Annotated in this window: 13 protein-coding genes; 7 read left to right on the forward strand and 6 right to left on the reverse strand. The window is 39.6% G+C overall.

Annotation, left to right across the window (positions count from 1 at the left end; all coding sequences use genetic code 11):
- Positions 1-6: 6 nt before the first annotated feature.
- Together D0T56_RS07785 and D0T56_RS07790 are read right to left on the reverse strand one after the other, a co-directional pair.
- Positions 7-612, reverse strand: a complete 606-nt coding sequence (locus D0T56_RS07785) for a hypothetical protein (RefSeq protein WP_163319580.1) — start codon at positions 610-612, stop codon at positions 7-9.
- Positions 613-1192: 580 nt separating this feature from the next.
- On the reverse strand, positions 1193-1558 hold the full coding sequence (locus D0T56_RS07790; RefSeq protein WP_163319581.1) for a helix-turn-helix domain-containing protein: 366 nt from the start codon (positions 1556-1558) through the stop codon (positions 1193-1195).
- Positions 1559-1711: 153 nt separating this feature from the next.
- Here D0T56_RS07790 and D0T56_RS07795 point away from each other — a divergent pair, with 153 nt between their 5' ends.
- Positions 1712-2239 (forward strand): DJ-1/PfpI family protein, encoded by a 528-nt coding sequence (locus tag D0T56_RS07795; protein WP_163319582.1) that lies wholly within the window; start codon positions 1712-1714, stop codon positions 2237-2239.
- Positions 2240-2450: 211 nt separating this feature from the next.
- Here the strand turns inward: D0T56_RS07795 and thrC are convergent, their stop codons facing one another.
- The 4 genes from thrC to D0T56_RS07815 all read right to left on the reverse strand — a co-directional run bounded on the left by thrC (position 2451) and on the right by D0T56_RS07815 (position 8379).
- Entirely contained in the window at positions 2451-3749 is a 1299-nt protein-coding gene (gene thrC, locus D0T56_RS07800; RefSeq protein WP_163319583.1) for a threonine synthase, read from the reverse strand.
- Between the two features lie 11 nt (positions 3750-3760).
- Complete coding sequence (locus tag D0T56_RS07805; RefSeq protein ID WP_163319584.1) at positions 3761-4978, reverse strand: cofactor-independent phosphoglycerate mutase; 1218 nt, start codon at positions 4976-4978, stop codon at positions 3761-3763.
- A gap of 149 nt (positions 4979-5127) precedes the next feature.
- A complete protein-coding gene (thrA, locus tag D0T56_RS07810) occupies positions 5128-7566 on the reverse strand; it encodes a bifunctional aspartate kinase/homoserine dehydrogenase I (RefSeq protein WP_163319585.1) in 2439 nt (812 codons plus the stop codon).
- 204 nt (positions 7567-7770) lie between these two features.
- Positions 7771-8379, reverse strand: a complete 609-nt coding sequence (locus D0T56_RS07815; protein WP_163319586.1) for an L-threonylcarbamoyladenylate synthase — start codon at positions 8377-8379, stop codon at positions 7771-7773.
- Between the two features lie 416 nt (positions 8380-8795).
- On the opposite strand from D0T56_RS07815, the gene D0T56_RS07820 reads away from it, so the two are divergent.
- From D0T56_RS07820 to D0T56_RS07845, 6 genes are all read left to right on the forward strand, one after another.
- A complete protein-coding gene (locus tag D0T56_RS07820) occupies positions 8796-9416 on the forward strand; it encodes an HAD family phosphatase (RefSeq protein WP_163319587.1) in 621 nt (206 codons plus the stop codon).
- Between the two features lie 9 nt (positions 9417-9425).
- Entirely contained in the window at positions 9426-10364 is a 939-nt protein-coding gene (locus D0T56_RS07825; RefSeq protein ID WP_163319588.1) for a bifunctional riboflavin kinase/FAD synthetase, read from the forward strand.
- Between the two features lie 333 nt (positions 10365-10697).
- On the forward strand, positions 10698-11633 hold the full coding sequence (locus D0T56_RS07830; protein ID WP_163319589.1) for an ABC transporter substrate-binding protein: 936 nt from the start codon (positions 10698-10700) through the stop codon (positions 11631-11633).
- 15 nt (positions 11634-11648) lie between these two features.
- The gene (locus D0T56_RS07835; RefSeq protein ID WP_163319590.1) at positions 11649-12350 is read left to right on the forward strand and encodes an ABC transporter ATP-binding protein; all 702 of its coding nucleotides are present in this window, start codon (positions 11649-11651) and stop codon (positions 12348-12350) included.
- 6 nt (positions 12351-12356) lie between these two features.
- Positions 12357-13118 (forward strand): ABC transporter permease, encoded by a 762-nt coding sequence (locus tag D0T56_RS07840; protein ID WP_163319591.1) that lies wholly within the window; start codon positions 12357-12359, stop codon positions 13116-13118.
- 23 nt (positions 13119-13141) lie between these two features.
- The gene (locus D0T56_RS07845) at positions 13142-14278 is read left to right on the forward strand and encodes a porin (protein WP_163319592.1); all 1137 of its coding nucleotides are present in this window, start codon (positions 13142-13144) and stop codon (positions 14276-14278) included.
- Positions 14279-14287: the final 9 nt, after the last annotated feature.

Below are 14287 nucleotides of genomic sequence, written 5' to 3' on the forward strand. Positions count from 1 at the left end.
ATATTTTTATTTACTTAGGTTTCTTAAATGTCTCACCAGAATTTCAGTAATCACTGTCAATCTTAGGTTGATTAAGCTGTATGATAGTTGGAAATCAGGGTTGTCTTCCAATTTTTTATTCCTACGCACAAATTCATCTAAAGGGTCTGTGCCTGAGTAACCGTCAAAAACAACATCCTTCGCTTTTTTTATTTTCCTGACATTATCAGCAACATCATTCAATTCAGGGATGAGGGCGAAAGTTTCTACTATAATGTCTAAATGCTTGTGGTCGAGCGAGAATGCCAGATCGTATTCTTTAATTAGGCTTAACCATCCCAATGCGATTCTTATTTTGTCGGGAGTCAACCCATCTATCGGCTTATAATTAATGTCATACAAAGCGTCTTTAACGGCTGAGACAGTTCTGTTAAAATCATATTTTTCCTTTTCGTAATGATGGATAGCCATCGCCTCATCGCAATTTGTCACTAAACAAATTTCTTTTATTGACTTTGCCTTGAACAGATATATACATTTTTCAATATCTCCATCATTTTCGGTCAATAGCCGGGAGGCTTCAGAGATGGGAATTGGGATAGTTTTTCTTAGTTCTTTTATTTTTTCGGTCATTTTTTTTTAATACAGCTAAAAGCCTTATTAATTTACGCCAATCGGTAGTTGAATATACCTCTCCTTAACCCTCTCCAAAAGAGAGGGAATACCCCCTTCTTGCTTTAGGGGGAGGATGGGTAGGTAGGGGGATTCAACTACCGATTCTCATTATTTATATTGTTTTATTTTCAATTTTAGCCTGTTTTATATTTTAACAAAAATAAGATTTATTAGTTGAACGAAAAACAATTATGAGTAAAAAGCGGATAAAGTCCCCAAAAAGAATAAATGAGGAGTAGCGGTTTTTGAGTATTGTATTCGGAAATATTTTTCTTTGCCATAAAGAATATAAATAATGCCAAGTCGTTGTAGGGGCAGGCTTCTAGTTTGCCCGAAAGTTGGGGCGTAAAATTTTACGCCCGAAAAGAAAAATATATACGGGCGAATGTTTATTCGCCCCTACGAAATATCGAAAATAATCCAACATTTCTCAGCTACCGATTGGCGCAAGTAATTACCAGTTTCTTGCTGATTACCCTTAGAACGGTTGAAATAAAGATACACTGATTGTTATTCGCTAGATTCCGTACTTTGCTGTTCAAATAAAACTTTTCCTGCTCTCCATTATTTGGGGCATATATTCCGCCGCCCAGTCAACAAGAGCCTGTATGTGAGGTATCAGTCCCTCTCCTGTCTCGGTCAGAGTATATTCAACGCGTGGCGGAACTTCCGCATATACTTTCCTTGAAACCAAACCGTCTGCCTCCAATGATTTTAGAGTTACGGTCAGCATGCGTTGCGAAATGTCCCGTATATTCTTATGTAGATCACTAAAACGAAGGGTGCCTTTCTCACGAAGCATAATTAATACGAGTATCGACCATTTGTCGCCAAGCCTGCATAAGACATTTCGAACAGGACAATTTTCTAATGTTTGAAATTCTATAATTTTTTTTTCTTTCATATTCTGTTGTGTATGAGCAATACTTACAAAACTGTAAGTGCCTGAGTTTTATGTTCGTTCTTGTTTTGTTGATGTTGAATGTCTACTTTTGCTATACAAAAATAAGAAACTTACTCAAAGTAACTATTGTAAAACATTAAATTATTTAAGATTATGGCAAAAAAAGTAGCGGTTTTGGCAGTGAACCCTGTGAATGGATTTGGCTTGTTCCAATATTTGGAAGCATTTTTCGAGAATGGCATTTCGTATAAAACCTTTGCGGTGGCAGACACAAAAGAGATTAAAACAAATTCGGGTGTAACTCTTATTGTAGATGATGTGATTGCAAGCCTGAAGGGGCATGAGGACGAATACGATGCGTTGGTGTTTGGCTGTGGCGATGCTATCCCTAAATTTGGCGAAAATGCAGGAGAGCAATATAATCAGGATATGTTGTCGCTAATAAAATCTTTTTCGGAAAAAGGTAAAATATTAATCGGGCACTGTGCGGCAGGAATGATGTTCGACAGTGTAGGTGCTGTGGATGGCAAAAAAATAGCTGCACACCCATTGGCTAAATCGGCAATAAAAAATGCTGTTGTTTCGGACGAAAAGTTTGAAGTGGACGGAAACGTTTATACCGCTCAAACGGAAAACACTATCTGGATGATGATGCCGGAAGTTCTGAGTGCGTTGAAATAAAAGCGTAATGTTTAAAAGTAAGAGGAGGTGTCCCAGAAGTAAGATTACACTATCAAAGTGTTACTCATCTTTGTCATTGAGTCGCCTTCGCTCCTCGAACGTTGTCATTCTGAGTGTAACGAAGAATCTCTATTCTTAAAAACAGATCCTTCACTCTGTTCAGGATGACAAAAAGATACCAAAATTTACTTTTGGGACACCTCCTTTATGTTTACTTCAACAATTCAGCTTTGAAATCGTCGAAATTCTTACTCAAACCGATGCTTTTCTTTTCGCCTTTCATAAATTCTTTCAACGGCTGAGGAATTTCAATTTCCTTTTTAACGATGGATTCCACAGTGTCCAAGAATTTGGTTGGGTGAGCCGTTTCGAGGAATATTCCAACCTCATCGTCCCTCAATCCGTCTTCAAGGGCAGCATACCCACATGCTCCATGAGGGTCGAGCAAATAACCCGTACGATCGTAAGTGTAACCAACTATGTTTGTTATGGCTTCATCCATAAAACGATATCCTTCTATGTCTTCTGTTATAGCTTTATGCGAGTGGTTGTACAAATCCAATATCCGTGCAAAATTGCTGGGATCGCCTACGTCCATAGCATTAGCCAAGGTGTGTACAGATGGACGAGGATTGTATTTTCCTGTTTCCAGATATTCAAAGAAAACATCGTTGGCATTGTTGGCAGCAATGAAACGTTCAACAGGCAGTCCCATGCGTTTGGCAATCAGTCCGGCAGTCAGGTTGCCGAAGTTACCGCTCGGAACACAAAATACCACATTCTTAGCTTTGCCTTGTTTTTTCAGTTGGGCATAAGCATGGAAGTAGTAAAATGCCTGAGGCAGAAAACGTGCTATATTGATAGAATTTGCCGATGTCAGGTTCAGTTTCTCGTTCAGTTCTTTATCCAGAAAGGCGGTTTTTACAAGAGCCTGGCAATCGTCGAATGTTCCGTCAATCTCCAGAGCTGTAATGTTTTGCCCCAATGTTGTAAACTGACATTCCTGAATTTCACTTACTTTTCCTTTCGGGTAAAGTACATAAACATGAATTCCTTTCACACCGAGAAATCCGTTGGCAACAGCACTGCCTGTGTCTCCGGATGTTGCAACAAGTACCTTGACGTCCGTTTGTCCTTGTTTCTTAATGAAATAGCCTAACAAACGAGCCATGAATCGCGCTCCTACATCTTTGAAAGCCAGCGTCGGTCCATGATAAAGTTCAAGGCTGTATATGTTGTCGTTTATATGAACCAGAGGGGTGTCGAAACTAAGTGTATCGTACACAATCTGTTTCAACGTATCGGCTTCAATATCTTCACCGAAGAATGCGTCAGCAACCGTATAAGCAATTTCCTGAAAACTAAGTGTATCTATTTTGTCGAAAAAATCTTGAGGCAATTGTTTGATCTTTTCAGGCATGTAAAGACCTTTGTCGGGCGCCAATCCTTTCACTACTGCTTCTTGAAGGCTAACGTCCGGTGCTTGTTTGTTTGTACTGTAATATTTCATATCTGTAGTTTTTATTTATTGCTGAACAATGTTTCCATAAACTCACGCCCTTTTATCAGTCCGTATGCACCTTTTTCTGCGGCAAACTCATCGTACACTTGCACGCTATCGGCGTTTGCTTCGTCGTTTGTGCGATAAATAATGAAAGGTACCGGTTTGCTGGTATGAGTTTTCAGATCGCATGGGGTGGGGTGGTCGGGCAAAATTGCAATCGTTACAGGTTCGTCCCAATCCTTTACAGTTTCGTATATCGTTTTCACCACACGATTGTCAAGATATTCTATTGTCTTTATTTTCAGGTCATAATCTCCCTCGTGACCGGCTTCGTCGCTGGCTTCGATGTGGAGATATACAAAATTATCCTCTTTCAGTGCATCAATGGCAGCTTGAGCTTTGCCTTCATAGTTGGTGTCGTACAACCCTGTTGCACCTTCTACGTGAATAAGTTTCAGTCCTGCATATTTTCCGATTCCCATAATCAAGTCTACGGCCGAAATAACGGAGCCTGATTTTATTCCGAAAAGTTCTTGTAAACTTTGCATTTGAGGCCTGTAACCGGGCGACCAAGGCCAAATGCTATTGGCAGGGTCTTTTCCCTCGGCAATACGTTTCTTGTTGACAGGATGATCTTTCAACAGTTCTTGAGATTTCAGTATCAAGTCGTTCAAATAAGCAGCAGTTTCTTCTGCATCCTGAGTTGTCGCTTTTATCAGTACATCTTTGAACGGAGTACCCGGAACATCGTGCGGAGCTGTGCAGTCGAGGTTTTTATTGCCGCCTTTCAGTTTCAATAAATGACGATACGAAACTCCCGGATAGAAGCTTGCCTTTCCGTCATTCAGTTCCTTATCCAAAAACAAGATAAGTTCTTTTGCTTCTTCGCTCGATATATGTCCTGCCGAGTGGTTTTTTATTTTTCCGTCTTCCACACAAATCAGGTTGCAGCGCATAGCCATCTCATTCGGTTCTATATCTACATCCATGCTTGCGGCTTCGAGAGATCCACGCCCTTCGAAAACCTTGGGCACATCATAGCCCAGAACAGAAAGATTTGCAATCTCGCTTCCCGGCTTAAATCCGGCGGGAATGGTGTCCAAAATCCCGTTCTTGCCTTTTGCAGCCAGCATATCTATGTATGGCTTGTTTGCCACTTGCAAAGGGGTTTTTCCTCCCAGTGCTTTTATCGGCTCATCTGCCATGCCATCACCTAAAACTATTATATATTTCATTAAATTAAAAAATTAAGAATGAAAAACTAAAAATATGGCACACAGTTTTTTACGTCTGTCGTATCAGTGTTTTCTGTGTGCAAATATCTTCGAAACACTTGGTTTCCACAATTTTTGTTTTGTATCTCCTCCCCACTCGTAACTGGGAATTATCTCACATTAGCGATACTGATAATATCGGCAAATACGCCCGCCGCCGTAACACTGGCTCCTGCTCCGTAGCCTTTTATTATCATCGGATATTCGTTGTATCGTTCTGTCGTTATCTGGATAATATTATTGCTGCCCTCCAAATCGTAGAAAGGATGTGTAGACGGAATTTCCTGCAAACCGACTTCGCATTTTCCGGCTTCATATTTTGCCACAAAGCGCAATTTTTTATTTTCCGATTCCAGCTTTTGACGCAGGGTTTCAAATTCTTCATCCAATTCGTTGATCGTTGCCCAAAACTCTTCTAATGTTCCATCAAAATATTTTGGGGGTACGAACAAACGTTTCTCCACATCTTCCTGATTTACTACGTAACCCGCTTCACGAACAAGAATCACCAACTTGCGCACTACATCCGTTCCGCTCAGGTCGATACGTGGGTCAGGTTCTGCAAAACCTGCTTTCTCTGCCATCATTATAGCTTGGCTGAAAGGTATATCTTTGCTTATTGTATTGAATATGAAGTTTAATGTTCCTGAAAGAACTGCTTCCAATTTTATGATTTTATCTCCCGAATTTATCAAGGAGTTCATTGTATTTATAATAGGCAATCCCGCACCAACATTTGTCTCGAAAAGGAATTTTACATTTCTCTCCCTCGAAATCTCTTTCAGTTTAGCATAATTTTCGTAGGCGGAGGATGCTGCCACCTTGTTTGCCGTGACCACAGAAATGTTTTTAGACAACAAGTCCTCATACAGTCCGGCTATGCTTTCGTTGGCGGTGCAGTCAACAAAAGTAGCATTGAAGATATTCATATCCAGAATGTTGTGCAGCAATTTGTCCGGCGAACTGGGAACCCCTTTTTCGTCAAGGTCGTTTTTATAGTTTTCAAGGTTCAAGCCTTCTCTGCAAAATATGGCTTTTCTTCCTCTTGCAATTCCTACTACATTCAGTTTCAGTGCATATTGTTCTATCAGCTTAGGCTGTTGCTGTCTTATTTGCTCTATCAAATTTCCCCCGACAGTACCGATACCCACAATAAACAGGTTAAGTACCTTGTATTGAGACAAAAAGAACGAGTCGTGCAAAGAGTTAAGAGCCTTGCGCAAATGTTGCTTCTTTATTACAAACGAAATATTCACTTCCGAAGCTCCCTGCGCACAAGCAACCACACTGATGCCGCTTTTTCCTAGTGTAGAGAACAAGCGTCCCGCTATGCCGGGAGTATACTTCATGTTTTCTCCAACAACGGAAACCGTGGCCAGATCTTGCTCCCGCAGCACCCTGTTGATGCTTCCCAGAGAAATATCGTGAGCAAACTCATCTTCCAAAGCCTTCACGGCCAAATCTGCATCCGCAGTGCGCACCCCGATAGATGTGCTGTTTTCGGAAGAAGCCTGTGATACAAGAAAAACACTTACGCCACAGTTTGCCAATGCCCTAAATATGCGATAGTTAACCCCGATTATACCCACCATGCCAAGTCCTTGCAGAGTGAGCAGGCAAGTGTCGTCGATAGAAGAAATGCCGGAAATAACCGAGCGTTTTTTTCTGTCCGGATTTTTTTCCTTCGTAATATATGTACCCGGAGCATCCGGATTGAATGTGTTTTTTATATGGATCGGTATATTTTTGTGATAAACCGGGAAAATTGTTGGCGGATATATGATCTTGGCACCAAAATTACACAATTCGGTAGCCTCCGTGTATGTCAGGTAATCTATTACGTATGCCGTATTTATGATTTGAGGGTCGGCTGTCATAAAGCCATCCACGTTTGTCCATAGTTCCAGAACATCAGCGTTTAAGGCTGAGGCAAAAATAGCAGCCGTATAATCAGACCCTCCACGACCCAGATTTGTGATTTCATCTTTGTGCTTGCAACTCGAAATAAATCCGGGAGCAATCACCTTACCTTCCGAATTTTCGAAAGCAGACTTTATTAATCTGCTCGATAGTTCCAAATCGGGGATATGTTTGTCGAAAGAGGCTTCTGTTTTAATTAGTTGTGTGGAATCGAGCAATAAAAAATCGTTGAAAACTTCGCCGACGATGAGGCTCGACAGCCGTTCGCCGTAACTGACAATCTTGTCGGATGTGCGTGGCGACAGGTCGTTGATAAGAAATACACCTTTAAAGATATTTCCCAATTCTTCGAATAAGGCATCTATCTTTATTTCAAGCTCGTAATTTTTGTCTAAGCCTAGTCCTTCAATTATGTCAAGATGGTATTTTACAATAGACTGAAACTCTTCGTTGTAACCCGGGTTTCCTATTGCTGCAAGTTCTGAGGTATGAAGCAACCTGTCCGTTATCCCCTCGAATGCCGATATGACCAACACTACCGGGCCGGACTCTTTTTCAACGATGTTTTTTACATTAAGAATGTTTTTTGCGGAACCAAGCGATGTGCCGCCGAACTTCATTACCTTCATCTATAATAACTGATAAGATTTAATGATGATTTCTATACTATAACTTGCTGAGGCTGTTTTGCTTACCAAAGCAATGAAAAGGTCTGAAACCTTGTCTGTTTTTTATGAGAATTTTCAAAGAATTGCAAAAGTCAATATGTAAGCTGTTTTGTAAATTCGATGAAATATTGTCATTTTCACAAAAGTATAACATTAAAATGACACTTACAATATCAATTCGCCTTTTCCTTGTCTTACAATCACAGGTTCGTCTCCCGTGCAGTCTACTATCGTGGAGGCTTCTACCCCTCCATATCCCCCGTCGACAATAATATTGATAGAGTCTTTATATTTTTCATAAATCAATTCGGGGTCGGTAGAATATTCTATCACCTCATCGTCGTCTTTAAGCGAGGTGGTCAGGATAGGTGAACCTAAGCTGTTTACCAACTCTCTTATAATATTGTTGTCGGGAACACGAATTCCCACAGATTTTCTGTTTTTGTATATTTTAGGCAATTCGGAGGTGGTGTTCAGTATGAATGTGAAAGGACCCGGCAAGTTCTTCTTCATCAGCTTGAAAGTGGCATTGTCGACCTTGGCATATTCACTGATGTTGCTGAGGTCGTAGCAAATGATTGACAAATTATTCTTATCGGGGTTTATGCCTTTTATTTTGCATATTCGCTCCACAGCCTTTACGTTCAGCGCATCACAGCCCATGGCGTATACCGTGTCGGTGGGGTAAATAATAAGTCCTCCGTCGTACAGAACATTTACAACTTTATCAATTTCTTTCTGACTGGGATTGTCCGGATATATTTTAACTAACATGATACTCAACGATTTTAAGATAGATTGCAAATGTAGTGAAGCTAGAGCAAAAAAAGATAAAAAAAGAGATATTTATCGGGATTATTGATTTTTTATCTGCGAAGTCATCTAGACTTTTTCGTTTTATTCAATTTTGTCATCCTGAGAGTATCGAAGGATCTGTTTTTTAGATGTTTCACTACGTTCAACATGACAAAAACTCAAAAATTAAGTATAATTTAAAAAGTCTAGATGACTTCTGCAAAAAAATGACTGAATAAGTAATGATTTCAGACAGTTTTGTCCATTTTCGGAAAAAAACGGAAAAATTAATCTGACTCCTTTTTTCGGGCTTCGAAAAAATAATGAGTATCTTCGTAGCCGTAATATTTGAGAGAGTAGGAAAAAACAAAGAGAATTCAAACTATTAGCTGGGTATGAAAAATATAAAGAATGTCCTTTTTGACTTTGGTGGTGTAATCATCGGCATAAATAAAGAAAATGCGATTAACCGGTTTAAGGAAATCGGTGTGGAAAACATCGAAGACTATTTGAACGAATTTCGTCAGGAAGGAATTTTTCTGGCATTGGAAGAAGGCAAAATTTCTTTGGATGAATTCAACAACGAAGTCCGGAAACTTGCAGGAAAATATATTTCGGATGAAGATATTGCATCGGGGTGGATGGCATTTTTGACAGGAATACCCGAGTATAAGTTTCAGTTGCTGAAAGATCTGAGAAAAAAATATAACGTATATCTCATCAGCAACACCAACCCTGTGATTATGGGTTGGGCCGAATCGAAAGATTTTTCGCCGACAGGAGAACCCATCACAGCGTTCTTCGACAAATGTTATTATTCTTTTCAAGTGGGATCGGCAAAGCCTGAGAAAATGATATATGAATATGTGATACAAGATTCGGGCATCAAGCCGTCCGAAACATTGTTTCTTGACGATGGTCAGGCAAATATAGATATGGGGCGTTTCTTCGGGCTTCAGTCTCGCTTGACAAATCAGGATGAGGACTTGAGAAAAATATTTGATCTGGATCAATAATAATAGTTTGTGGAAATTATCAATATTAGTCAAACCTCCAATCGTACGCCATTGGTTGCAGCGATCGGTTTTTTTGATGGAGTTCATGTCGGGCATCGTTGCCTCATAGAGCAAATCAAGGAAATTGCACACGAGAAAGGATTGTCGTCTGCTGTCGTTACTTTTCCCGTTCATCCCCGTCAGGTTCTTCAATCCGACTATCAGCCGGCTTTGCTTTGCGGCTATGAAGAAAAGTTGAGCAGGTTGTCCAAGACAGGTGTTGACTATTGTGTCAGTTTGGATTTTACGAAAGAAATGTCGTTGTTTTCGGCAAGGGATTTCATCCATAAAGTGCTGAAAGAGCAGTTGAATGTAGACACTTTAGTAATCGGTTACGATCATCGCTTTGGACACAATCGGGAAGATGGTTTTGACGAATACCGTAAATATGGACAGGAAGTTGGGATGGATGTTGTTCAGGCAACGGAATATAGTTCTTTAGAGCATGTCAGTTCTTCCCGAATCCGCAGATTATTGGGTAACGGAGATGTTCGCAAGGCAGCTCAGTTGTTGTCGTACAGGTATACTATATCGGGCAAAATTGTAGAAGGCTTTAAGGTTGGACGGACAATAGGTTTTCCGACAGCCAATATACAAATATGGGAAGATTTTAAAGTCATTCCTGCCTTTGGTGTTTATGCGGTGTATGTACAAATCGAAAATAAACAATACAAAGGAATGCTTTATATCGGAAGGCGTCCTACATTGCAGAATGGCAATCAGATAAGTCTGGAGGTCAACATCTTCGATTTTGATGAGGATATTTATAATAAGTGGCTGACGGTAGAGTTCGTCGATTTTATTCGTCCGGATGAAAAGTTCAATTCTCTGGAAGAACTGAAAGAAAATATAGCGCGAGACAAAGAAAATGTGATTGAAATATTGAACAAGGAAAATCCGGTTTTTTAAGCCGGATTTTTTCTTTTCTTGACGATTCCTTTTTTCTCTCCAAATGTAGTTTCGGAATAATATTCATTCCATCTCCCCGATTGTGTCCAAAGCGATGATCGCAACCGATAACTAAAAAGACGACATTTCTTTCGTAAAATTCAAATAGGCACAATAATCACCCCCCCCGACAAAGTTCAGAACAACCAACACTCCAATCAATCTCAAATAATGGGCATAATTTCACATTTTTATAATAATATATTGCTATTTTACAAACTTGTACCATAATGAGACTGTATTCCTTTAATATTTTATATTTTTGCGTTTGATTTTAATAAAAAAGGTTATTCGATGAGAAAATTAATTTTCATATTCCTATTGGGCGCACTGTTTGTCCAGTCTTGCAAAAACAATACGGCAAAAGATTCTACATCTCAATCTGTTTCGATCGGAGTAATGTCTTCGATGGATTATCTGCCTTTAGCCATAGCTGAACGTGAGGGATACTTCAAAGAAGAAGGTATTGATGTGAAAATCGAGAAGTTTTATTCGGCAAACGAACGTGACGCAGCTTTCCAGAGTGGCAATATAGACGGAACGGTGATTGACTATACCGGAGCCGTATTGCAGAAGGCGGGCGGTATTCCCCTGAAACTTGTGTCGAAGTGCGATGCTCCGTTTTACATCGTGGCGTCGAAAGAATCGGGTATAAATGACCTGTCAGGCCTTCGAGGAAAACAAGTGGCAGTATCTCAGAATACAGTGATCGACTATTGCGTGGATATGGCTTTGAAATCGGTAGGTTTGACAGGAAAGGACATAAAAAAAGTAGAAATAAACAAAATCCCCGTTCGCTACGAAATGTTGGTGAATAATAAGATTGATGCCACAGGGTTGCCCAATCCGATAGCGTTGAAAGCCGAAAACGAAGGAGGTAAGATATTAGTATCAAACGATAGTTTGAAATTTGCCATCACTGGCATTATGTTCAAAGAAGAGGCATTGACGGATAAAGCCGAAAGTATAAAGAAAATGTATAAAGCATACAATAAAGGGGTGGATTATATTCTGGCTCACAATGTTAACGATTATGCGGACATTTTGAAGAAAGACTTAGGTTTTACGGATGATATTTTGCCCCGTTTGCAAATGCCGGTTTATACAAAAGCGGTCATGCCGTCGGATCAGGATATACAGTCGGTTGTAGATTGGTTGGTTGACAGAGGTCTTGTGAAACCGGACTTTGATAAGTCTTTGCTTATTGATAACCAAATATTGGCTCAATAACCAAAATAGTTAAGGATGATCTCGATTCAGAACCTCACCGTAAAATATGCACAGAAAACTGTGCTGAAAGATTTTTCATTAGATATGAACCGTGGAGAGATTTATGCGCTGATAGGTCCTTCGGGTTCGGGTAAATCTACCCTGTTGAAAGCATTGTGTGGGATATTGAAAGGCGAATCGGGCAGAATTATTTATAACTCAGGTGAGGACCTGTCTATTGGTTATGTTCCTCAACTTTATGGACTCTTAGATTGGAAAAACGTAAAGGACAACATTTATTTACCCTTGAAACTTAAGGATAGGGAGAAGAATGAAAAGGAAATATCAGATATTCTACATTCTCTTGAGATAGAAGATATACTGAACCGTTATCCCAAAGAATTGAGTGGAGGGCAACGTCAGCGGGTTGCTTTGGCACGGGCATTTATTCTTCAACCCGACCTGCTGTTGATGGATGAACCATTTTCAGCTTTGGATGCTTTCACTTCGCAGGTTTCACAAAAATTATTCCTCAAATTGTGGTCAAGATACAAAGTTACCACCTTGTTTATCACACATAACATTCAGGAGGCGGTAAATTTAGGACAGCATATTCTGATAATGAGTAAGTTGTCGGGTAAGATTGTAGAAAATATAACGAATGATAAAGAACTGGCGAAAGAAACACGTTTTCAGTTTATCAATCAAGTTACAGAATCGTTTGAAAAATTAATCTGAACGACTTTGGAAAAAAAACGTAAAAAAATAATCAGCTACATCGGGTTCCTTGTTTTAGGTTTTGTCTTATTCAATCTGGTTTGGTGGATTTGTGCCGAAATATTCCAGATGAAAGCATTGCCAAAACCTCCGGATGTGTATGCGGCATACGCTGATGCTCTGGATAATGGAATAGGAGAGCACGCATTAGCCAGTTTAAGGCGTATATGTCTGGGTATTTTGATTTCGTTGGCAATAGCCTTGGTTTTAGGGTTGGTAATGGGGCGTAACAAGGTGGTAAATAAAATATTAAGTCCTTTAATCTATTTCACATACCCTGTTCCAAAATTGGCATTGTTGCCTATCGTAATGGTAATTTTTGGAATCGGGGAAACTTCTAAGATTCTGATAATAGTCCTGATAATAGTATTCCAATTGACAATCTCGATACGTGATGCCGTGCGGAATATCCCGAAAGAAGATTATGATGTGCTGATCTCGATCAAAGCAAGTAGATGGCAGCAGATGAGGCATATAACAATGCCTGCTATTCTGCCGGAAGTTTTTTCTTCTTTGCGAGTATCGTCGGGAATAGCAATTTCTGCACTGTTTTTTACCGAAATTTTTGGCACTGACAAAGGCTTAGGTTTTTATATCAACGATTCGTGGAATAGGATAGATTATATCCAGATGTATTTCGGGATATTCATGCTGTCGATGGTGGGGTTGCTTATTTTTTTGCTGCTCGATTTGTTGGATACTTGGATATGTAGATGGAAAAAACTATAGATAAACAAATAATATTTCAAAACATGAAAAAGTTGTCAATCCTGATAGGATTAATCTGTGCGATGAGTTTTAGCATTACGGCTCAAAATTCAAATGATGAACTCTTGAAGAAACTGGTAGAGAAAAATGTGCTCACACAGGTAGAAGCAGATGAGTTGAAAGAAAAGACAGGGTCGGAGACAAATATCTCAAAATCAGAAAAAATCAGAGAGGCATTTAATACGCCTTACATGAAGTTTGGAGGATATGGGTTGTTGATGTATCGGTACGATGACCGGGCAGAAACAAAGCATAAAGCAGACCCTCGTGCCATATTCATATCGATGACAGGTAAGTTTAATAATTTCAGGTACTTTATTTTGTCTGAGTTTGTAGATCCGATGTTGTACGAATTTTATGGAGAATGGGCGCCTTCGGATGCGTTCAAACTGAAGGGCGGTATGATGAAAGTGCCATATTCTTTAGAAAACCAGATGTCGCTGACAGAGATAGAAACAATATTTAATACCCGTTCAGTTTCAAATCTGATAGGCATGGGGGGCGATGTGATGCAATTGCAAAACGGGAAAAATAATACAGGCCGAGATATTGGTATTCAGGTACATGGAAATTTGTTTCCGAAATCAGGACATGAGCTGATTCAATATTCAGCCGGAATATTTCAAGGTACGGGTATAAAATTGGAAGAACGTAACGATACCAAAGACTTTTCGGGAGCTTTGTATCTGAAACCAATGAAAGAATTTAGGATCGGAAGCAGTGTCTATTTTGGTCAGACTAATTATGTGAAAGCAGGAGAAGTTTTGGAAAAAAAGCATGTGCGGAATCGCTGGCTTATAAGTTCCGATTATCAAACAGACAAGTTTTATGCTCGTGCCGAATATATAAAAGCAAATGACGGAGGAATCAGAAAAGAAGCCATCTACGGAACAGCCTTATACTATTTGATGCCAAATAAGTTGAACATTGTGGGAAAAGTAGATTTTCAGAATGGAAATAGAGATATAAATGCAGAGGTGGTAGATTATACAGCGGCAGTTAATTATTATTTCTATCCGGGTTGTAGGTTTCAGTTAAATTACACGTATTCAGACTATAATGATAAGTGGGGAGCAAGAAATAGTAATGCAATAGCTGCCCAGATGCAAATAGTTTTTTAAATATTTTGA

Source organism: Dysgonomonas sp. 520 (assembly GCF_010501095.1).
Lineage (GTDB): Bacteria > Bacteroidota > Bacteroidia > Bacteroidales > Dysgonomonadaceae > QVMP01.

Excerpts from the sequence above, each read along its gene's own strand:
- D0T56_RS07785 (WP_163319580.1), bottom strand. The coding sequence starts at position 612 with ATGACCGAAAAAATAAAAGAACTAAGAAAAACTATCCCAATTCCCATC.
- D0T56_RS07790 (WP_163319581.1), bottom strand. The coding sequence starts at position 1,558 with ATGAAAGAAAAAAAAATTATAGAATTTCAAACATTAGAAAATTGTCCT.
- D0T56_RS07795 (WP_163319582.1), top strand. The coding sequence starts at position 1,712 with ATGGCAAAAAAAGTAGCGGTTTTGGCAGTGAACCCTGTGAATGGATTT.
- thrC (WP_163319583.1), bottom strand. The coding sequence starts at position 3,749 with ATGAAATATTACAGTACAAACAAACAAGCACCGGACGTTAGCCTTCAA.
- D0T56_RS07805 (WP_163319584.1), bottom strand. The coding sequence starts at position 4,978 with ATGAAATATATAATAGTTTTAGGTGATGGCATGGCAGATGAGCCGATA.
- thrA (WP_163319585.1), bottom strand. The coding sequence starts at position 7,566 with ATGAAGGTAATGAAGTTCGGCGGCACATCGCTTGGTTCCGCAAAAAAC.
- D0T56_RS07815 (WP_163319586.1), bottom strand. The coding sequence starts at position 8,379 with ATGTTAGTTAAAATATATCCGGACAATCCCAGTCAGAAAGAAATTGAT.
- D0T56_RS07820 (WP_163319587.1), top strand. The coding sequence starts at position 8,796 with ATGAAAAATATAAAGAATGTCCTTTTTGACTTTGGTGGTGTAATCATC.
- D0T56_RS07830 (WP_163319589.1), top strand. The coding sequence starts at position 10,698 with ATGAGAAAATTAATTTTCATATTCCTATTGGGCGCACTGTTTGTCCAG.
- D0T56_RS07835 (WP_163319590.1), top strand. The coding sequence starts at position 11,649 with ATGATCTCGATTCAGAACCTCACCGTAAAATATGCACAGAAAACTGTG.
- D0T56_RS07845 (WP_163319592.1), top strand. The coding sequence starts at position 13,142 with ATGAAAAAGTTGTCAATCCTGATAGGATTAATCTGTGCGATGAGTTTT.